14 protein-coding genes and 1 pseudogene are annotated in these 21,767 nt (G+C 40.8%); 12 read left to right on the top strand and 3 right to left on the bottom strand.

Going from position 1 to position 21,767, the window contains the following annotated elements:
* The first annotated feature begins 56 nt into the window (after positions 1-56).
* Together ACT3RM_RS00970 and ACT3RM_RS00965 are read left to right on the top strand one after the other, a co-directional pair.
* Positions 57-980: an ExeA family protein gene (locus tag ACT3RM_RS00970; protein ID WP_441992705.1), complete on the top strand. Its 924-nt coding sequence runs from the start codon at positions 57-59 to the stop codon at positions 978-980.
* A 13-nt stretch (positions 981-993) separates the two neighbouring features.
* On the top strand, positions 994-2,001 hold the full coding sequence (locus tag ACT3RM_RS00965) for a general secretion pathway protein GspB (protein WP_441992706.1): 1,008 nt from the start codon (positions 994-996) through the stop codon (positions 1,999-2,001).
* Positions 2,002-2,286: 285 nt separating this feature from the next.
* Here ACT3RM_RS00965 and putA read toward each other — a convergent pair whose 3' ends face one another.
* Positions 2,287-6,093: a bifunctional proline dehydrogenase/L-glutamate gamma-semialdehyde dehydrogenase PutA gene (gene putA, locus ACT3RM_RS00960; RefSeq protein WP_441992707.1), complete on the bottom strand. Its 3,807-nt coding sequence runs from the start codon at positions 6,091-6,093 to the stop codon at positions 2,287-2,289.
* Between the two features lie 184 nt (positions 6,094-6,277).
* On the opposite strand from putA, the pseudogene ACT3RM_RS00955 reads away from it, so the two are divergent.
* Positions 6,278-6,584: pseudogene (locus ACT3RM_RS00955) on the top strand (Lrp/AsnC family transcriptional regulator); the annotation flags it as partial.
* A gap of 256 nt (positions 6,585-6,840) precedes the next feature.
* On the opposite strand, the gene ACT3RM_RS00950 reads toward ACT3RM_RS00955, so the two are convergent.
* Positions 6,841-7,446: a TIGR04211 family SH3 domain-containing protein gene (locus ACT3RM_RS00950; protein WP_441992708.1), complete on the bottom strand. Its 606-nt coding sequence runs from the start codon at positions 7,444-7,446 to the stop codon at positions 6,841-6,843.
* 218 nt (positions 7,447-7,664) lie between these two features.
* Between ACT3RM_RS00950 and ACT3RM_RS00945 the strand changes: the two genes are divergently transcribed.
* Positions 7,665-9,185, top strand: coding sequence for a CYTH and CHAD domain-containing protein (locus ACT3RM_RS00945; RefSeq protein WP_441992709.1), 1,521 nt, complete (start codon positions 7,665-7,667; stop codon positions 9,183-9,185).
* Between the two features lie 25 nt (positions 9,186-9,210).
* Complete coding sequence (locus ACT3RM_RS00940; RefSeq protein ID WP_441992710.1) at positions 9,211-9,855, top strand: START domain-containing protein; 645 nt, start codon at positions 9,211-9,213, stop codon at positions 9,853-9,855.
* A 117-nt stretch (positions 9,856-9,972) separates the two neighbouring features.
* Here the strand turns inward: ACT3RM_RS00940 and metK are convergent, their stop codons facing one another.
* Complete coding sequence (gene metK / locus ACT3RM_RS00935; RefSeq protein WP_441992711.1) at positions 9,973-11,124, bottom strand: methionine adenosyltransferase; 1,152 nt, start codon at positions 11,122-11,124, stop codon at positions 9,973-9,975.
* Between the two features lie 299 nt (positions 11,125-11,423).
* Between metK and tkt the strand changes: the two genes are divergently transcribed.
* The 7 genes from tkt (at position 11,424) to ACT3RM_RS00900 (ending at position 21,693) form a co-directional block, all read left to right on the top strand.
* Positions 11,424-13,415: a transketolase gene (tkt, locus tag ACT3RM_RS00930; protein WP_441992712.1), complete on the top strand. Its 1,992-nt coding sequence runs from the start codon at positions 11,424-11,426 to the stop codon at positions 13,413-13,415.
* A gap of 370 nt (positions 13,416-13,785) precedes the next feature.
* Positions 13,786-14,097: a pyrimidine/purine nucleoside phosphorylase gene (gene ppnP / locus ACT3RM_RS00925; RefSeq protein WP_441992713.1), complete on the top strand. Its 312-nt coding sequence runs from the start codon at positions 13,786-13,788 to the stop codon at positions 14,095-14,097.
* Positions 14,098-14,280: 183 nt separating this feature from the next.
* Positions 14,281-14,637, top strand: a complete 357-nt coding sequence (gene hpf, locus ACT3RM_RS00920) for a ribosome hibernation-promoting factor, HPF/YfiA family (RefSeq protein ID WP_441992714.1) — start codon at positions 14,281-14,283, stop codon at positions 14,635-14,637.
* A 239-nt stretch (positions 14,638-14,876) separates the two neighbouring features.
* Complete coding sequence (locus tag ACT3RM_RS00915; protein ID WP_441992718.1) at positions 14,877-16,049, top strand: NRAMP family divalent metal transporter; 1,173 nt, start codon at positions 14,877-14,879, stop codon at positions 16,047-16,049.
* A 181-nt stretch (positions 16,050-16,230) separates the two neighbouring features.
* The gene (locus tag ACT3RM_RS00910; protein WP_441994528.1) at positions 16,231-20,784 is read left to right on the top strand and encodes an RHS repeat-associated core domain-containing protein; all 4,554 of its coding nucleotides are present in this window, start codon (positions 16,231-16,233) and stop codon (positions 20,782-20,784) included.
* Positions 20,785-21,323: 539 nt separating this feature from the next.
* A complete protein-coding gene (locus ACT3RM_RS00905; protein ID WP_193226219.1) occupies positions 21,324-21,560 on the top strand; it encodes a hypothetical protein in 237 nt (78 codons plus the stop codon).
* Positions 21,553-21,693, top strand: a complete 141-nt coding sequence (locus tag ACT3RM_RS00900; protein WP_441992716.1) for an RHS repeat-associated core domain-containing protein — start codon at positions 21,553-21,555, stop codon at positions 21,691-21,693. The genes ACT3RM_RS00905 and ACT3RM_RS00900 overlap by 8 nt, the downstream gene beginning before the upstream one ends.
* Positions 21,694-21,767 lie beyond the last annotated feature (74 nt).

Raw genomic sequence — 21,767 nt, 5'->3', positions numbered from 1 at the left:
CTTAGGCAATTTTTTTGCCATTATAGACGTTGATTTACTAAGCAAGGAATTTTAGGGTGTATTTAAGCTACTTTGGCTTGTCAGAAAAACCGTTTTCAATTGCGCCAAATCCACAATATTTATTTTTAAGTGAGCGCCATAAAGAAGCCTTGGCACATTTAACCTATGGTTTGGGTGAGTCCGGTGGTTTTGTGTTATTAACTGGCGAAGTAGGCACCGGTAAAACAACACTCACCCGCAGTTTGCTAGAACAGTTACCAAATGATACCCAAGTTGGGCTTATTCATAATCCTGCACTTTCTCAGTTAGAGTTATTAGCCAGTATTTGTGATGAATTTGCGATTGGTTATGATGAGCAAAGTGCGACCTTAAAAACCTTAACCACCGCAATTAAAAATAAATTAATGGCTAATCATGAAGCTGGTGGCCATACTATTTTAATTATTGATGAAGCTCAGCTATTAGCCCCAGATGCCTTAGAGCAACTGCGCCTACTTACCAATATTGAAACAGACTATAAAAAGCTTCTACAAATCGTATTAGTTGGCCAACCTGAGCTACAAGCGTTATTAAAGCGCAATGAATTACGCCAACTTGCTCAGCGTATTACTGCTCGTTACCATTTACTGCCGCTTACAGAAGGGCAAACTTTTGCTTACGTTAAGCACCGACTATATGTTGCAGGCAGTGAGCAGGGCGTATTTTCGACTGATGCATTAAAAGCTATTTTTCACTTAAGTGCAGGAACGCCTAGATTAATTAATTTACTGTGTGAGCGCTGTTTAGTAGGGGCGTTTGCTCAGCAGAGAACGGCTGTAGATAGTGATATTGTGATGCGCTCAGCTGCTGAAGCTTTACCGCAAAGTGATGCTTATCAAACCCAACACAGAAAGCAACAAGCCGCTTCTTATGCGTGGCTTTACCCTATCGCATTTATTGGCGTGTTCGCCTTAGGTGTTGGTTTATCCTATGTTATTTAAGAAGTTATAAACTATGTCGTACTTATTAGATGCGTTAAAACAATCACAACAAACAGATTCTGCCCAGCAGCATGATTTAGCTTTGCAGCAACAACAGCAACAACAGCAATTAAAGCGCTATCGCTTTTTAGCAATTTCTTTTGGCTTAATACTTGGCTTTTGTTTAACTTTATTTGCTGGCTTTTCAATAGGAAAGTGGCTGCAAAGCAATAACCAAAAAAAAATGTCGAACCAAAATATAGAAGTCGTCACTGAAAAGAACCCGGACTCAATAAAAGAGCCTATGAAGCTTGAAAAAAATGCAGAGCAAGCGACTAAACCTGCTACTTCACAAACAATAGCGCCGAACATTCAGCCTCAACGTAATCAGCCGCTAAATAATCAGCCTTTAGCACCAAGTAACCCGAACAATCAGCAGTATCAATGGGTGCAAGTGCCAGTAAATACACTATCAAACTATTCACAAAACCAAGCGATGATAAATAATGGTGGTGGGTCGCAAACTAACGCGCCTGTAATGCAAAACACAATGCCAAATAATGCAGCCGTAGCCGGGCCAGAAAAGCCAACTAATTCATCCGAAGCGCTCGACTTAAGTAAATACAAAGTGCTTGGTAAAGCGATTGAACAAGCCCCTGAAGAAAAAAGGGTAGTAGCTAAACAAGATGAAGAGCTTGAAGGGGTATCTGATAACTTAAAAAATGCGTTTGCCCAAGCCGTTGCCGATACCGACAAAATCGAATCTCATCAGGTAACGCGCGGTACTAAAAGTTCATCTTATGCTGACCCTATTGAGCTGCTACCCGATGGCTTACATGCCATGTTACCAAAAATTAAATACCAAGCTCATATTTATTCATCAACCCCAGACAAGCGTTGGATAAAACTTAATAACCGTGAATTATTCGAAGGTGATAGCATGGGGGAGATCCGGTTGTTAGAGATCACTCCTGAACAAAGTGTGCTGAGTTTTGACGGCTATGAGTTTAGTTTAAAAGCGCTACAGGATTGGCCTGAATAAATCAGTTTTATGCTAAAATTGATTGCTTAAAAAACGGTTGAAATCAATGTTAAAGTCGGTCGGCTTTACTGCGGCTTCAAGGCTATCTTGGCTGCGGCGATGAGCTAAATCGAGCTCTTTTATGATGTGACCGCCTTTATAAGTGGTAGGTAATGATTAATAAGTTCCAAAAGTGCGTTGTCCAAAGGAGTCTGCCTAGATTGAACAAATTCTCATCCTCAAAGGTCAACAGGCCCTTGTAAAAAGGGCATCAAATTGATGCCCTTTTGTTATATTTACGGGTGATTATTCGTCGTCTTCAACCAGCGTCATTAATGAGGTATTGCCACCAGAGGCTGTGGTGTCAATACTAATGGCTTTTTCACTTAGTAAGCGTTTGATTAGTGTATCGTAATACTCAGAGCTGATAACCGGTAGAATCGCACCTTCACGCTCAGCCAACTGTTGGCTGAAATAACCAAGACGAGAAGAGCGAGAAGCAATAACAGCCGCAGCTAAATGAGGGTGTGCCAAAATAGCTTGCAATTCGCTTGGTTTGGCTACTTGGAATACCCCTTCAGCAACACCGGTTGCGATAAATTTATCTTTGAAGGCAACGGCTTCTTCATAAAATAATTCAGAGGCTACGGCTATCACTGTATTACCTGCTGCAAGGGCCGTGATAATAGAGATAGCCCAAAAGTTAAATGAAGTGCTCTTATCGGCGTAGCAAACAACACAGCCTCGTGGCTCAAGGTGTAGAGTGTTTGATTCCCCCGTTGGTCCCGGTAGCACAGTATGTTTACGCATGCGTTTTTCAAGGCGGTTAAGCTGTGCGCGAGCATCTGAAAGTGTTAAGGCTAAATCGTCGGCTAGATCGTCAATAATTTCAACGGTTGCGATTTTAGCAAGTAACTGACGTACAGCTGAAACACGGTCATTGAGGGCTGTTCTGCGCCAAACTCTTTCATCACGAACGGAGTTTGCCATGAGTGCATCAACTTGCTCTGCAGCACCTTCGTAGTGGTGTAAATCAAGCTCGTCAGGAGTTAAGTTGGTCATTTGTACGTTATCTGGAGAGGCAACCTCTTTAACTAAACGTTGTAAGTAGTTAGGACCACCCGCTTTAGGACCCGTCCCTGATAAACCACGACCACCAAATGGTTGTGCACCGACAATTGCGCCAATCATGTTACGGTTTACGTATACGTTCCCTGCACGTGATAGCTTAGCTAATCGTTCGCATCGCTCCTCTATACGCGAATGAATACCCATAGTTAAACCAAAGCCGGTGCCATTTATTTGCTCAACAACGTTTTCAATATCAGTACCTTTAAAGCGTATGATATGTACGCATGGGCCAAATACTTCTCGTTTTAATACAGATAAATCTTTGATTTCGTATAAACGCGGAGCAAAGAAGTACGCGCCGTTTTCAGTGTTATCAGGAATGTTGCACTCGTAATGAAGTGTGGCTTTGTCTTTTAAGTACTCCACATGTTCATTGAGGTTGTTAAGCGCTTTTTCATCAATCACAGGGCCGACATCGGTCGAAAGTAATGATGGGTCGCCAACATGTAGCTCTTTTAATGCACCAGCAAGCATTTCAATAATGCCGTCAGCAACATCTTCTTGAATAAAGAGTACCCGTAGTGCTGAACAGCGTTGTCCCGCACTTTGGAAACCAGAGCTAATTACATCATCAACGACTTGCTCAGGTAGTGCGGTGGAGTCAACAATCATACAGTTTTGACCACCCGTTTCTGCAATTAGTGGCACTTGTGTATCGGTACGAGCAGCAAGTGTTCGCGAAATTAAGGTACCGGTATCGGTTGAGCCAGTGAACATTACCGCTTGAATGCGCTCGTCAGGGACGATGGTTTTACCCACATCACTGCCGCTGGCAACAACCGGCTGTACAACATGTTCAGGTAAGCCTACAGAAAGCATTAGCTCAATAGCGCGAAGCGCGATAAAGCTAGTTTGCTCCGCGGGTTTAGCTATAACCGTATTACCAGTGACTATTGCAGCGGCGACTTGGCCTGTAAATATGGCTAGCGGGAAGTTCCACGGGCTAATACATAAAATAACACCACGAGGTTCAAAGCGCTCATCTTCAGCAAGCTCTTCTGCACGGGCTGCGTAGTAGCGGCAAAAATCAACGGCTTCACGAACTTCATCAATGCCATCTTGAGCGACTTTACCGGCTTCTTTAATACATATAGCGACTAATTCATCGTGATGACGCTCTAAAATATCGGCAATACGGCGCAGTAAGTTAGCGCGCTCTTTTACGGATGTTTGTGACCAAGATTCAAAAGCCGTTTCGGAGTTTTCTAGTATTACTTTCATGTCATCGCTATTTTGCAGCTTCACATGACCAATAATTTCTTTGTGGTTCGCCGGGTTCTTTACTGCTAATGCACCTTCTGGTACTTGGCTTTGCTCAATATTGTGCTCGCGAAACCAGTTATCAAGGTTTTCTTTGAGTGGCGTAATAGCATTGATATCGGTTAAGTCCATGCCTTTTGAGTTGGCGCGTTCATCACCGTATAAATCAATTGGCATTTTGATTTGCGTATTATATTTATTACGTAAGCCCTGCAATGTTTCGACTGGGTCAGGTAGTAATGCTTCAACGGGGTGTTTTGTGTCTACAATTGCATTAACAAATGAAGAGTTTGCACCGTTTTCAAGTAAACGACGAACTAAATAAGCAAGTAAGTCTTCGTGTTCACCAACGGGCGCGTATACGCGGCATTGCAGTTTTTCTTTTTCAACTATTTGGTCAAATAATGATTCGCCCATACCGTGCAGACGTTGGAACTCAAAGCCTTCATGGTTGCCTTTAGCCACTTCTAAAATAGTCGCTGCAGTATAAGCGTTATGCGTCGCAAACTGAGGATAAAGCACATCACGTGCTTCCAGTAATTTAATGGCGCAGGCTTTATAACATACGTCAGTGGTCGCTTTACGGGTAAAAACCGGGAAGTGATCTAAACCACCTTGCTGAGTGGTTTTAATTTCAGTGTCCCAATAAGCGCCTTTTACTAAGCGCACCATCAGTCTACGTTTGGATACGCGACGAGCAAGGTCGGTTAGCCATTCAATTACAAAAATTGCGCGCTTTTGATATGCTTGTACAGCAAGGCCAAAGCCATCCCACTCACCTAAGTCATCATCACTAAATAACGCTTCAATAACATCCAATGATACATCTAAGCGATCCGCTTCCTCGGCGTCGACTGTAAAGCCAATATCGTAACTTTTAGCCACCATTGCCAGTTCTTTAAGTTTTGGCAGAATTTCGTTCATTATACGTTCGCGGTGGGTAAACTCAAAGCGAGGATGGATAGCCGACAGCTTAACTGAAATACCTGGGCTTTTTACTGGGCCGCGGCCATTAGCAGCTTTACCAATTGAGTGAATCGCTTTTAAATAGCTTTGGTAATAGTTCTCAGCATCTTCCATAGTACGGGCGGCTTCACCAAGCATGTCATATGAATATACATAGCCTTTACGCTCTGTATCGGCTGCTCGCTCAATGGCTTCGTCAATGTTTCGGCCCAGAACGAATTGTTTACCCATAACCTTCATAGCAAAGTTTACAGAACGGCGAATAACCGGCTCGCCAAGGCGGCCTATAGTTTTCTTTAACATACCAAACTGTTGTTCTTTGCTTTTATCATTATAGTTAACCATTTTACCGGTAACTAATAAGCCCCACGATGATGCATTTACAAATAATGAATCACTACTACCTAAATGTGAACTCCAGTCGCCATTAGCGAGCTTGTCACGGATAAGTGTTTCTTGAGTGTCTTTGTCTGGAACGCGAAGTAGTGCTTCGGCCAAACACATTAGTACGACACCTTCTTCAGTTGAAAGTGAAAACTCATTCAATAGTGCATCAACACTACTTTGCCCATCAAGATCTTCACGAATTTGATGTACCATTTGACGAGCACGTTCCCAAGCACGGCTTCGCGCTTTTACGCCCACTTCTGCTAATGGTAAAATATGAGTAATCACTTCATTTTCGTCTATACGGTAGAAATCACGAATTTTTTGCCTGATAGGACAAGTTGTTGTTAAATCGCCTTTGAATAACATAAGCAACCCTCAAGAGTGTGGAGTGTCTTTAAGCAAATTACTTTGCTCGTCGATTTTCATTGTAGTAATGCGTGCATTCTAATGAAATTCCAGCAGAATATGCTGGTTAAATTTTACGTTTTACGATAATTCACAGGGCATACTTTAAGCTTATCCACATAAAATTCTGCCATGGCAAGTCTAAATATATGGCGCATGCTCGATCTTATCAATTTTAGATGTTCTGCAAAAAATGGCAGAATTTCAAATGTTAACCTTGCTAAGCAGGTTAACTTAAGCCCAAGCCCATGTCTAGACCGTATAAAACGGCTTGAACAAGAAAGATATATTGAAGGTTATTACGCCAAACTAGTGAGGCTAAACTTAATCAACGTTTAGACGCTCATATGCAAGTATCGTTAGTTACCTAACACAGCTGTGGTAGTGGGGACGTGGGCATATTCTAAAAAAACCAAGTTATTGGGTGCTAGATGGTCGTCGGGAGTAATGACTAGTTACTGAAAAATCGCGTCCCGGGCATGGATGAGTACAGCCACGTTTAGGCGAGATGGCAGCGCAATTTAAAATATGCACAAATAAATTATGAGCGTACTGCACTTTACAGAAGTGCTGTGATTGCATTTTTTGTTAGTGAGTGGCTTGCGAGCGCTAAAATAAAGCTATCATCGGTTCGGGTTTATCTGATGTTGATATATTTAGTGCATAAAGTAAAAAAGCATCCAAAAAGATGCTTTTTTATTACTTAGCTTATGCCCAACCGTCATAACGTTTACGACGTGATAAAACAATCGTTAAAATAATGCCTAAAAATAATCCGATAAAAGCAATTGCGCCGCCGTAAGTTAATAGTTGACGTTTTTCTTTAGAGCTTGCTGCTTGCTTTTGGTTACGTTCTGCTTCCATAGTCGTTTTTAATTTAGTTATTTGCTCTGCAAGCGCTTGGTTTTGAGCTGTTAGCTCTTGGTTTTGCTCTTGCAACTGTGGTAATTCTATTTCAGCTTGACGAAGCTGCTCTTGCATCAACGTCATATCATTATTGAGTGCTTGATATTGTTGATGTAAGCCAGCTGTTTTACTTATATATTTGCTTTCAACCCAGCCTTCACGCTCTTTATCATCTAACACCTTAAAATAGCCGTTATCTTCATCGGATAAAAGGGCGATTTGCGTACCTGCATCCACAGAACCCAAAATTCGATAGTTCTTTCCCGGACCGGAGTGCATAAATATATAGAGGTTATCTATAATGTAGGCGGTATTTTCATTTTCTGGCGCTGAGTTTGACGTTTCTTCAGCGTAGCTAATAAACGAAGTGGCTAGCAGTAGTAGCCCGAATAAACAGTGTTTTAACATCAATCTACCTTGTTAATGTAACCTTGTCCGTAGCGGTCATGATTTTTATTTCAATTATATATAGGGATAGTATGGATTTCACTAATTAATAGCAAGGCTGATATTGTAATCCATTGATTATGGACACAGCTTTACCTAACTAACTAAAAAATTTGCATTGTTAGTCTGCTTTGTTTATTTTGAGCACTTAATTATTTTAAAGGTAATCCGCGACTCTAATGGATACTGAGATAGAACTGAAATTTTTGGTGTCAGATGCTGTAGTTTCACTGATCCCCGCGTTAATCACTCAATTTGCTAAAACCGTTACTAATAAACCTTCGCGCAGTTTGCAAAACGCTTACTACGATACGCCAAGTCGTGAACTTCGCGCGCTGGATATTGGTTTTAGAACCCGCTGCGCTGATAGTCAATGTGAGCAAACCATTAAATTAGCAGGAGAAGTAGTCGGTGGGTTGCATCAACGCCCTGAGTTTAATCTACCCATCGCCAACGCTCGTCCAGATTTATTAGCATTCGATACCAGTATTTGGCCTCACGGCATGCAGGTAAATGCTATTGCTGAAAATCTTTATCCTATTTTTAGTACTAACTTTATACGCCGTACTTGGCTCGTTGAAACCGATAGCGGTGCTAAAATAGAGGTGGTACTTGATAAAGGAGAAGTAGCAGCATCGGGTGCAATGGAGCCAATTTGTGAGCTTGAAATAGAACTCATGCAGGGCAGCCGTAGTGAGTTATTTGCTCTTGCAGATAAGTTAGTTGGCACAGGGAAAATCCGCCTTGGGTTATACTCAAAAGCCGCGCGGGGCTACCGCCTTGCTGACAACAAGCCGCTGAAACCTTCTAAATCAATAGGCTTTGTTTCGCTAACGCAAAATGCCAGCCAAGAACAAGCGTTAATAGCTGCTATGAATTTTGGTATTCGCTTTGTACAGCAGCACGAGCAATGCTACTTTGATAAGCCGAGCTTAAAAACCCTCAAGCGTGTTACCGATGGTATTAGTTTAATTCGTCATACTTTTTGGCTTTATGATGACATTGTTAGTAAAGATAGCACTAATCAGCTACGGACTGAGCTAAAGTGGCTGTTAAGTGAGATTGCTTGGGTTGAAAATGCCATTCAACTAAAAACTTATACTTCAAAGCGCCACGCTTACTATAAAAAAATTAATAATGCTCCTGAGCTCACCCAAGTTATCACTGACTTAAAAGAGCTACAGCCAAACATTGAAGATATTAACGCTTTATTTCATAGCACTCGTTACAATCGTTTATTACTCTCACTAACGACTTGGTTAGTAGAGAAGCAGTGGCGTAAAGATTGGGGGCAGGTTGAATTGCAAGCTGCTGAAAAGCCTGTTAAAGATATTGCTAATCGATTGTTCGAGAAAGACTGGCAAGATATGCACCGCTTATTACCAGAACAACAATCGTTTTCTTATAAAGACTATTTAGGGCTTAAAGTGAGGCTTGAAAATAGTTTACTCAGCGGCAATTGTTTAGGCGCTTTGTTTGATAAAGAAGAGCGTAGTGAATTTAGAGTGCCATGGCTTGATATTTCTCATGGAATTTATGAGTTAAGTACGCTTGAGTATTTAAAGCAACTTTGCGCAGGACAAGATGATGAAGGCTTAATAAAAATTCAAAATTGGTTGGAGCAAAAGTCAGAGTTTTTAGTTAGCGCAATGGAAAAAAGCCGCCACGCCTCATTGGCAAAACCACCTTACTGGTTGTAATTGATAGTTACAAGGATGATTAAAAGTGCGCATTGTTTATTTGCTAATATTATTAATTGGTTTTAACTGCGCAGCAAAAGAGGCGCCGTGGCAGCATTGGAAGTCTCAAGATGGGGTTACGGTAAACTATAAAAAGCACGCAAACGGTATTTTTGAAGTGCAGGCTGATATGACTGTAAAAGCCGTAATGGCGAGTGATTTTATGGCCTTATTAAGTGATACCTCGAGCGCACCACAGTGGCTTGAAAATGTCACTCAGGTCGACGTTATTGCACGGCCCAGTCGTAATGAAGCCCTTGTTCATACCCAGTTCGATCCACCGTGGCCGGTAAGTAATCGCGACATGGTTAGTCACTCTTGCTACAAAGCCATAAGTGCCAAGCAAACTGAGCTTATTATTCAAGGCCGCCCTGATTATATCCCAAGGCTTGAAGGTTTTATTCGATTTGAGCAATTACGTGCAAGTTGGCTACTTACACAAATTAACGAACAGCTCAGCATTGAATATACCGCATTTGCAGATCCCGGAGGGTCATTGCCTTATTGGATAAGCAATAAAGTAGGTTTAAAAAGTGCGCTTAAAACGATGCAAGCTTTACGTGTTCAGCTCATTAATAAAGACTATACCAAGGCTGAGCAAGTGAGCGTGGTGGGTCAGTGTAGCGGGTGAGTTGGTTAAGCCGAGTTAGCTAAGTAAAGTTTTAGCATAACCTATTTTAATATCGGTCAGAAAAATACAAAAAAAGCGCCAAATGGCGCTTTTTTTGTATTTGCATAAAGGCTGGAATTAAAGGCCAGCTGCTGCACGAAGTGCGTCGGCTTTATCGGTGCGCTCCCAAGGGAATTCTTCACGACCAAAGTGACCATAAGCGGCTGTTGGTAGGTAAATTGGACGTTCAAGATCAAGCATTTGAATTAGGCCATATGGACGCAGGTCAAAGTGTTCACGAATAAGCTCGATTAAACGGCTTTCTTCTAACTTGCTGGTACCAAACGTTTCAACGCTGATTGAGGTAGGCTCTGCAACACCGATTGCGTAAGACACTTGTAGTTCACACTTATCAGCAAGGCCAGCAGCTACTACGTTTTTAGCAACGTAACGTGCAGCATATGCCGCTGAGCGGTCAACTTTTGATGGATCTTTACCAGAGAAAGCACCGCCACCGTGACGCGCCATGCCGCCGTAGGTATCAACAATGATTTTACGACCCGTTAAACCACAGTCACCCATAGGGCCGCCGATAACAAAACGACCTGTTGGGTTAATAAAGAACTTAGTTTCGCTGGTGATAAGCTCAGCTGGAAGTACTGGCTTGATGATAGTTTCCATCACTGCTTCTACTAAATCATTTTGTGAAATGTCTTCACTATGTTGAGTAGAAAGCACTACCGCATCAATACTTACTGGTTTGCCATTTTCGTATGCAAAAGTAACTTGTGATTTTGCATCTGGGCGTAACCAGTTGAGCTCTCCACTTTTACGTACTTGCGCTTGGCGCTGGACTAAGCGGTGTGAATAAGTCACTGGTGCAGGCATTAGCACTTCAGTTTCGTTACATGCGTAACCAAACATTAAGCCTTGGTCACCAGCGCCTTGCTCTTCGGGGCTTGTACGGTCAACACCTTGGTTGATGTCAGGAGACTGCTTACCAATAGTATTTAAAATTGCACACGAATCAGCATCAAAACCCATATCAGAATGAGTGTAACCAATTTCACGTATCGTTTTACGGGTGATTTCTTCAATATCAACCCAAGCACTCGTGGTGACTTCACCACCGACCATAACCATACCGGTTTTTACGTAAGTTTCGCACGCAACACGGGCATGAGAATCTTGCTCTAAAATGGCATCAAGTACCGCGTCAGAGATTTGATCTGCAATTTTATCCGGATGACCTTCAGAAACTGATTCAGAAGTAAATAAATGTTTTGCCATTGTATTTCTGCTCACAAATATTGCGCTTCACAAACGTCGGTAAGAGCGCTAAAAAATTAAGGGACGTATTTTATCTAAAACAAATATATTTGCATAGTATTTTTACGCCTAGACGTCTATTTAAATGCTAATTAACCTTACTAATAACTTTTTGTTCTTAAAAAATTTTCATAATGGCCAATTAAATAGGGTTTTTAATTGCACACAGCCCCCACAATAAGTAAGAATGGGTGTTCAATCCCAGTTGTTTGGGTAACATACAACAACCAGCGCAAACACAGTTAAAGGTAGGAGAATTCATGCCGTCTCGCAAAGAACTTGCAAACGCTATTCGCGTCTTATCAATGGACGCAGTTCAAAAGGCCAAATCTGGTCACCCTGGGGCCCCTATGGGCATGGCTGATATCGCAGAAGTATTATGGCGCGATTATCTAAACCACAATCCAACCAATCCAGAGTGGGTAGACAGAGATCGATTTATACTTTCAAACGGCCACGGTTCAATGCTTATCTATTCTCTACTGCATTTAAGTGGTTATGATTTACCAATTGACGAAATCAAAAACTTCCGTCAAATGCATTCTAAAACTCCGGGTCATCCAGAATATGGTTATGCGCCGGGTATTGAGACCACTACGGGGCCATTAGGTCAAGGGATCACAAACGCCGTCGGTATGGCCATTGCTGAAAAAGCACTTGCTGCACAGTTTAACCGTGAAGGCCACGATATTGTTGATCACCACACTTATACTTTTTTAGGTGATGGCTGTCTAATGGAAGGTATTTCTCACGAAGCGTGTTCACTTGCTGGCACTTTAGGGCTTGGCAAGTTAGTGGCATTTTGGGATGACAACGGTATTTCTATTGATGGTGAAGTTGAAGGTTGGTTTAACGACGACACACCAGCACGTTTTAAATCATATGGCTGGCATGTAATCAGTGGCGTCGATGGACACGATTCAGACGCTATTCGCGCAGCCATTGAAGAAGCGCGTAGCATCACCGACAAACCAACCTTAATTTGCTGTAAAACAGTGATTGGATATGGCTCACCAAATAAATCAGGTAGCCATGACAGCCATGGTGCGCCATTAGGTGAAGATGAAATTATAGCTTCTCGTGAATTTCTTGGTTGGACGGGGGAAGCATTTGATATTCCGGCTGATATTTATAATCAGTGGGACGCAAAAGAAAAAGGTCAGCAACTTGAAGCAAGTTGGGATGAAAAGTTTGCTGCCTACGCAAAAGCACACCCAGAGCTTGCTGCAGAATTTAAACGCCGTACAAGCTCAGAACTACCTGCTGATTGGAGCGAGAAATCTCAAGAATATATCGAGCAACTACAAGCAAACCCTGCAAACCCTGCGACACGTAAAGCCTCTCAAAATGCATTGAACGCATTTGGTCCATTATTACCAGAGTTTATGGGTGGCTCTGCTGATTTAGCTGGCTCAAACCTAACAATTTGGGATGGTTCAAAAGGCGTAACTGCTGATGACGCAAGCGGTAACTATATTTATTACGGTGTTCGCGAGTTTGGTATGTCGGCCATTATGAATGGTATTGCATTACATAAAGGGTTTATCCCTTATGGCGCTACATTCTTAATGTTTATGGAATATGCGCGCAACGCAGTACGTATGGCTTCATTAATGAAAGTGCCGAGTATTTTTGTTTATACGCACGATTCAATTGGTTTAGGTGAAGATGGTCCAACTCACCAACCTGTAGAGCAAATTGCTAGCATGCGCTTAACGCCTAACCTTGTTAACTGGCGTCCATGTGACCAAGTCGAGTCAGCCATTGCATGGCAACAAGCCATCGAGCGTCAAGATGGGCCAACATCTTTGATTTTCACTCGCCAAGGTCTTGAGCAACAAGAGCGTTCAGTACAGCAGTTAAGTGATGTGAAAAAAGGCGGTTATATCCTTAGTTGTGACGGCGAACCCGATCTTATTTTAATTGCGACAGGATCTGAGGTGCAGTTAGCGCAAGACTCTGCAATTGAACTACGTAAGCAAGGCAAAAAAGTACGTGTTGTATCAATGCCATCAACCGATGTATTTGATGCACAAGACGCTGCTTACAAAGAAAGTGTACTACCAGCAAGCGTTACACGCCGCGTAGCCGTAGAAGCCGGTATTGCTGACTACTGGTACAAATACGTTGGCCTAAATGGCGCAGTAGTGGGGATGACCACCTTTGGTGAGTCAGCTCCTGCTAACGAGCTGTTTGAACACTTTGGCTTCACCGTAGAAAACATCGTAAACAAAGCAAACGAATTGTTTTAATTTTTACGGCTTAAATTTAAAAGCCCGCACTGTTTTAAATGCAGTGCGGGCTTTTTTGTTGGGGAAATTATAAGAGTAAAGCTAGAGTGGCACGAGCCATACAACTTTAGCCTGATTAAGGTAAAAGGGATTTCACCACAGAGATCACAGAGGCGCTTCGCGCTTCATAGAGAAAGTCTAATGAATAATCTCTACCACTAAGTCTCCTTTGTGGTGAATAAAGCTCGCCCTTTAAACCCTAGTAGCTTTGACCTTTCACCTAGCTTCTATGTTTCAAGTGAGTATTTTTCACACCTTGTTACTTGCAAGCCTTAGGCGTATCAGGCACTGTAGACGTAATTAAATTTATAAACTATAAACAGGAGTGAGGATGTCTCAGTTTGATAATGTAAGTGTGATTAAAAAAGCCAACGTATATTTTGATGGTAAAGTATCAAGCCGTACCGTGGTTATGAGTGATGGCAGCACAAAAACATTAGGTTTTATGCAACCTGGTGAATTTGAATTTGCTACAAGCAAAAAAGAATTAATGGAATTAAATGGTGGTGAATGGCAAGTTTTATTACCAGGCGAGAGCGAATGGAAAACCATGTCTGAAGGCGAGTCATTTAATGTTGATGCTAACGTGAAATTTCAGGTGAAAGTGGCTGACTTTGCTGATTATTGCTGTTCGTACACTTAATATACAAAATTAAGTATGCTGTTGAAGAGCCCGCTACATGCGGGCTTTTGCATATTTAATGTGACTGAACTGATCTGAGTCAACTTTAGTAACAAATAAATGTCATATTTCTGCTTTTTCTCCTTGTGTTAATTCAAATAACCCCCAATACTAATTATGAGGTAACACAAAAAAGGATACCCTATGAAAATTAATCTTTCTGGTCACCATGTTGACGTTACTGACTCTATTAGAGAGCACATCAACGAAAAATTTTCAAAAATTGAAAGTCATTTTCCATCTCTTATTGCACTTGATATTATTCTTTCCAAGGAGCATCACAAGTTCCAAGCAGAAATTAGCACCATTTATGAAGGCGCGCGCTTGTCAGTAAAAGGTGAGAACGAAGTTCTTTACCCTGCGATTGCAAGTGCAGCCAAAAAACTCGATGCGGCACTAAAACATCGAAAAGGACAAGTTAAAGCAAATCTACACGAAAAACCAGTGAGTACGACCCCTGAGATTGCTCACGAAAAAGTTCAGGAAATGGACTTACGTTAATCATTTTGGTTTTTAATATGGAGCTGGTTTTTAGGTAACTAAAATCCAGCTTTTTTTATTCTAAGTTTCTCACAACATTAAACTTATTCACTTTCATTAACTCTCAATTTCCTCACTTTCAATTTAAATTAAAAGACTGTAAGTTGTTTAGTAATTATAAATAAGCAGTTAAGAAATTTATGTCAACAGCAACTACTAAGTGGCAAGGGCGCTTAAATGCGTTAGGTCCCGGTATATTAATGGCAACCGCCGCAATTGGTGGTTCTCACCTGGTTGCATCTACACAAGCGGGGGCGCTGTTTGGTTGGCAGCTACTGTGGCTGATCATTGCTGTGAATGTGCTTAAGTACCCATTCTTTCGATTTGGAATCGAATATACATTAGCGACAAAGAATAGTTTAGTCGAAGGGTATCAAAGCAAAGGTAAGTGGTTTTTTTATAGCTTTATAGTACTGAACATTGTCGCTGCTATTGTTAATACAGCGGGAGTTATATTACTTACTGCAAGCCTATTGCACTACGCTTTACCCGTAAATATCTCTATTACATTATTGTGCTGGTTAATTTTATTTGTGTGCTTGTGCATATTGTTATTAGGCCATTTCAAAGCCCTTGATAACGCGGCTAAAGTTATTATGGTTATATTAACTTTCACTACTGTCATTGCATTAGGTATTGCTTTTAACAATGGCCCGGTTAGTAGTACTGACACCGTTGGCCCATCACCCTTTGCACTTGCCATGGTTGGTTTTATGGTTGCTTTAATGGGCTGGATGCCCGCACCTATTGAAATATCAGCATTAAGCTCGCTTTGGCTTAAAGAAAAGCAAAACCAACAAACAGTAACAAGAGCGCAGGGTTTATTTGATTTTAATATCGGCTACTGGTTAACCGCAGCATTAGCATTAGTATTCTTCTCCTTGGGCGTATTAGTGCAATTCGGCCAAAGTAGTGAGATTGCGCTTGGTGGCGTGGCATTTGCCAAGCAGCTTATTGATATGTATGCGTTGACTATAGGCGAGTGGGCACGGCCATTAGTATCAGTTATCGCTTTCTTATGTATGTTTGGTACTACCCTAACTGTGCTTGATGGTTACGCTCGCACCTTAAATGAATCTCACAAACTACTCGGTTTTAAGCAATCTAAACACAGCTTAAATATTTGGCTCGTGCTACAAGCTTTTGCTGGCATGGCAGTGATTTTATTTTTTAAATCAGCCCTCGGCCCCATGCTTACCTTTGCCATGACACTTGCGTTTGTTACCACGCCTATTTTTGCATGGCTAAATTTTAGCCTAGTGCGCTCAGAGCCCAGTATTCAGCATTCTAAATTGGTGCGAACATTGAGTTGGGTTGGCTTGGTTTATTTGGTTGGTTTTGCATTGGTGTTTTTGGGATGGAAGGTAATTTAAGTTATAGGTATTTAAAATTAATGTACTCAGTATGTTTTTATTATCGGTATTTTTGTGTATGCTAAAAAGTAACTAGTTTTAGTTAGCCCTTACAATTTGAATGGATAGGGTCTTTAATCTGGACTGAATATTTAATCGCTGTTCTTATTTAGCTAAATTACATAACTTAAATGGAATTAATATGTATAGTTCAAGTAAACGAGCACTTAAGCTAACTTTTGTGTTGGTAAGTTTTTTGTTTTCAGCACTTTTGTATGCCACTCCACCAGCTAATACGCAACAAGCTTTATTCCACTGTAAGGCGATAGATTTTGACCCCACCACTGCATCGCCAGAGTTTGAACACTGGTACCCAATAAAAGGTATTACCAATGCTGGTAGTGTATGGATCAGAGGTCAGCTAACAAGTTTTGATGCGGCGATGCAATACCATAATCTTTTATTAGACCAATCACTGCACAAAGAGATATTAAGTGGTCCAAACTATAATGATGTATTACAACGATGTACTGAATACGTTGAAAGTCATAGTTCTTTTATAGAAGAGCAAGGTACTTGTGATATTACACTAGATGGAAAAACCACTAATGGAACTGTCAATACTATTGCAGGGGAGTTTCGAGATCCACCAGACGGCAGACCTGCAACATTTCAAGAACGAATTAATGGGGCCAATGGCTATATATTCCAATATGGTTTTACATATCAAAAAATATATTGGCAAAGAGCCGCATGTACCCAGCCTGGTTATGGAACGGGGGCTCCTGTATATATTTACCCTCTGCCATTTATTATTACTTATGACGCAAATGAAGAAAAAGATTGTGATGATGGTTGCCCACAAGATAATGGCGTAGATGCTTTTTCAGGGCAGATAAATAACTCAATACCTGCATTACCACAAAAAGAATCAACGAGTTACAGTTCTGGTGTGTTCCATACTTTACAAGACTATTTTCCGCTTGATTTTACTTATTCAACCAATACAACTACCGAAACTGAAAATATAACTGATGTAAGTGGCCAATGGGTTAACCAACTTGATATACGAATGAATACAGGATTTGTATCGCCATACAAAGATGAAAATTGGCAAGCAGTAAATTTTCTTAAAGAAGTAAGTAACATACAGATTTGGCGAAAAGGAAAGCTATCATCGTCATTTGATTACTACGATTACGACATAAATAACCCACAATGGGTTAGCCGCGTTGGTAAATATCAAGAAAAGTTAACTGGCGGGCAACAACTCAATTCTGAAAATTCTGATTTTATTTTAAGTAAAGCCAACTTAGACAAAGAATACTTTAGTAAAGGGCAACTCACTAAAATAAAAAAAGCGGATGGTACGGTCGTAAAAATAAATCACTTATCCAAGGTTTCCTCTACTTTTAGTGTTTCTAAGGGGCCTGTGCCCAGCGTTCAAGGTAGTATTACTACCATATACGATGATACAGGTTACTTTTACGATGTTACTCTGGGTAGCGCATTGTTTAGGCATCGTTTTGATAATAATAAACGGCTACTGTATATAGAAAAACCTAAAAATAAAAAGGGTATCCACCCAAGAATTAATTACCATTATGATGATGAACGTAATTCAAGTTTATTAACCTCTGTAACCAATGAATTAGGCAAAACAACATTAACGTATCAATACGATGATAAAGGCCGTGTAGTCGAAACTTCAGACGGCAGTGATTATGGTGTTACGAGTGTTAACTATAAAAATGATAACCAAAGAGAAGTCACAGGCAAAACCGGTAAAGTTGAGCTGTTTGACTTTGTGATGGGAAAAATAGCAAAAGTAGAATGCTTAACTTGCTTAAATGAATCGGTTAAAACTCAAATTATTGATTTTGATAAACAGTATGTTGATGTAAATGGTACGGTCACGTTACAAGAAAAGGATTATGGTACAGGGCTTTTATCATCAGTCACAGTGGATGCTGAGGGTCTCGAGCCTGACATAACAGAGTATTCTTGGAAGTATAAAAAACCTTTGCTAAGTGAAATTAATAATAATGGTATTTATACGCGTTTTAATTATGATGAAAATGACTGGCTAACAGAAACGTCAATTGGGAGTCGTCAAACAGCGCAATACTCATATAATGAGTACGGCAATATTACTAAAGTCGATGGCCCAAGAGTCGATGTTAGCGATATTACCCTGCTAACCTATAACAACCAAGGTTTAGTGACTGAAATAAAAAATGCATTATATCAACCGCAGTTAGTTGTCTCAGCGTATGATGATATGGGCCGTATTACACAGTATAAAGAGTTAGATAACCACAGCGTGAGTATGAGCTATACAAACACTGGGCAAGTGTCCTTATGGGATAATGGTATAACCCAACTTAACTACGACTACTACTTAAATGGCCAATTAAAATCTGTGACAGACAATCAGGGTATCACCTCAAGTTATACCTATGATGACAATCAAAATTTAAACACGATAGAAGTTAATGCGACGGATAAAATTAAGTATCAGCGAGATAGCGCTGGGCGTGTGATTGCCACCCAACTTATCAATGAAAATAATACCGTTGTTTACAATCAAAGCAATCGTTACTATGTAGACGGAAATATTGCCTCGGTGTCTGACTTTGGTGTTGAAAACACATTTACCTACGATGCCAAAGGCAACGCCCTCACTAATTTAGATGCGAACCAGCAAGCAATCAATTATCAGTATGATGGCTTAAACCGGTTGACTCAAACACAAGACCAAAATGGCTATACCACACTGTACGATTACACTATAACAGGCAAGTTAGCTGCGGTGACAGACGCAACAGGCAAGGTAACACAGTACACCTACAATGATATTGACGAGCTAATTACACGTACCAGCCCTGATTCAGGTATAACACATTACGAATACGATGAGGCCGGTAACCTGATAAGCTCTACCGATGCGCGTAATATCACAGTAAACATTGAATACGATGCGCTTAACCGCCCTATTGCTATTCGATATCCAACTCCTCAGGAGCAAGTGTTATTTACGTATGACGAAGCAACCGGCAGTAATAATGGCACAGGTCATCTAACGTCGGTTACTGAGCACAGCGGTACTACTGGCTTTAAATACAATCAATTTGCTCAATTAACCGAAACAAGCTGGTCTAATAATCAAGTTCAATTTGCGTTAGGGTTTGATTATGGAGATAGTGACCGATTACAACGTTTGCATTACCCAAGTGGTAATAGTGTTAGCTACAGTTACGATACGCTGGGGAATATTCAATCAGTTGAGTTAACTACAACAAAAGGGGTAACGCAAATAGCGTCGGGCATCCAGTATTTACCATTTGGACCGATGACGTTAGCCGAATTAGGGAATGGGCTTACATTACAAAAAACGTTCGATACAGCGTACCGTGTGACCAGCCAGCAAGTAACAGGGGTGAATCATATAAATTATATTTATGACTTGGTTGGCAATATTTCAGATATTACGGACCAAGAGCAACCGCAATTGAGTCGTCATTACACATACACTCATGTCGGGCAGCTTGCCCTAGACAGCTGGGCCGCGCGTGAATTTGAATACGACGGCATAGGAAATCGTTTAACGCATACACAAGGCGACACACCCAATGTAAATTATGTTTATGCTGATACAGAGCACAGATTATTAGCCGTGAACACTCAAAGCCCGTTATTATTTACCTATGATGCACGAGGAAATGCCATTAGCCGTGGTGAAATGACGCTGAACTATAATGACGCAAACCGATTAGAGTCGGTCACCAACAATGGGTCAACCACGCACTATCAGTACAACTATAAGGGGTTAAGGGTTCAAAAAACAGTTGCAGGAAATAACCGCTATTATTTTTATGATGAAAATGGTTTATTAATCAGTGAGGCTAATAGCAGTGGGCAAATAACCAAAGAATACATTTATCTACAGGGTGAGCCATTGGCAATGGTAAAAGCAGGCGCTATTTATTATTTTCATAACTCGCACTTAGGCGCCCCACAACGGCTCACCGATGAATATAAACAAACAGTATGGCAAGCCCAGTATAATGCCTTTGGTACAACGCAGGTAAATACTCAACAAGCAATCGCTGAGCAAATAACGAATAATATTCGTTTTCCGGGGCAGTACTTCGATGCAGAAACAGGGCTCTATTACAACTGGCACAGATACTACGACCCAGAGATTGGTCGGTACTTACAATCAGATCCGATAGGATTAGCGGGTGGTATCAATACCTATGGGTATGTTGGTGGTAATCCGATGATGTATATAGATCCTTATGGGCTATTTTCAATGGATCCTGTTTGGGATGCTGTTTATCAAGGTACAGGGGGGTGGACGCCAGACCCATCCACAGTTAACTTTATTGCTGGGTTTGGGGATTCAATTTCGTTCAATTTAACTAAACAGTTTAGGCAGTCACAAGGTATCTGTAATGTAGATTATGATTCTAGTTCTTATAGTTACGGTAATACAAGTGGAACTATACTTGGACTGGCCAATGCTGGGCGTACGGGCTTTCAAGTTTATAAAGGTTTAAGTAACGCAAGAAAGTGGAGAGCTAATAGTAGAACAGCCAGAAAGACTCGAGCTAGGAAAATCGCAGCAGCTGGATCTTATAGGCCTAGTGCAGCTGATGCAACGTTAACCTTGATTGGAGGTTCTGGTGTGGATTCATTTGCATCGCTAGGGTCAGAGAATAATGAGGCAGGAAGATGTAGTTGTGAAAATTAAAATTAAACCCAGCTTGATTCTCTGGACATTTATTTGCATTTTTTTAGTTGTGTGGCTTAGTTTAGATCTTTGGTTAGGTATATCTCGGGGAGAAATACAAGATCTAAGAACAGGAAACAGTTTGTTCCTAAATAATAGGCCCGTTTGGTTTACTATTGTATTTTTTTTAAAATCTTTGGCTATAACAGCGTGCCTCTATTTTTTATATGGTGTAAGTAAGATCGTTAGAGTGAAATTAACCCGGTAGTTTATGTGATTGTTATGGTAATTATGACCTCGGTGCTGAGGGTTTACATATTTTGACTTAGTATTTTAATGGTTTCGGGGTTGAGACATTGCTTTTTATTTGTGCATAGCATGTAACAACTGTGATTCATTAGAAATTCTATGAAGGAGCTAGGAATACATATTACACCTGATGATTTAAGTAATGTCCTTAATGATGTTGAGCTTGTAAATGGTAACTATTACCCTTAAAGCGTTCGTCTCAGGGGCCAAAGTTGTATCAGAGTGCTCCATGGGCGGGATGGTAATTAAAAGTGAAAAAATTATCTTTAGCTGTGTTATCTATTGTCGTATTGTATTTTGGTTTTATTGTTTTCCTGGCCTTCTCGAAAGGATATGACATTGAACATATGGATTGGAATAATGATGGCACTACAACATTTTTTGAAATGCTTGATTCTGAAGGTATTGGATTTAGAAATATTGATGAAAAGTGTGGGGAATACTATTCCCTTAAAGATGGTTTAGAAGTCAAGAAAGTTTGTGAATAACTACAACTGGCACAGATACTATGACTCAGAGATTGGTCGTTATATTCAGAGTGACCCAATAGGATTAGCGGGTGGTATCAATACCTATGGGTATGTTGGTGGGAATCCAGTTAGTTATGTCGATGCGAATTGATTGAGAGGTGTTGCCATGAGGCCTGTTAATTATCGACCTGTAAATAGAGCAACGCAATACAACGAAAATCATAC

The sequence above is a fragment of the Pseudoalteromonas sp. AOP7-A1-14 genome, from assembly GCF_052376275.1.
GTDB lineage: Bacteria > Pseudomonadota > Gammaproteobacteria > Enterobacterales > Alteromonadaceae > Pseudoalteromonas.
Note: the sequence above shows the minus strand (reverse complement) of the source record. Positions and strands in the feature narration are given on the sequence as shown.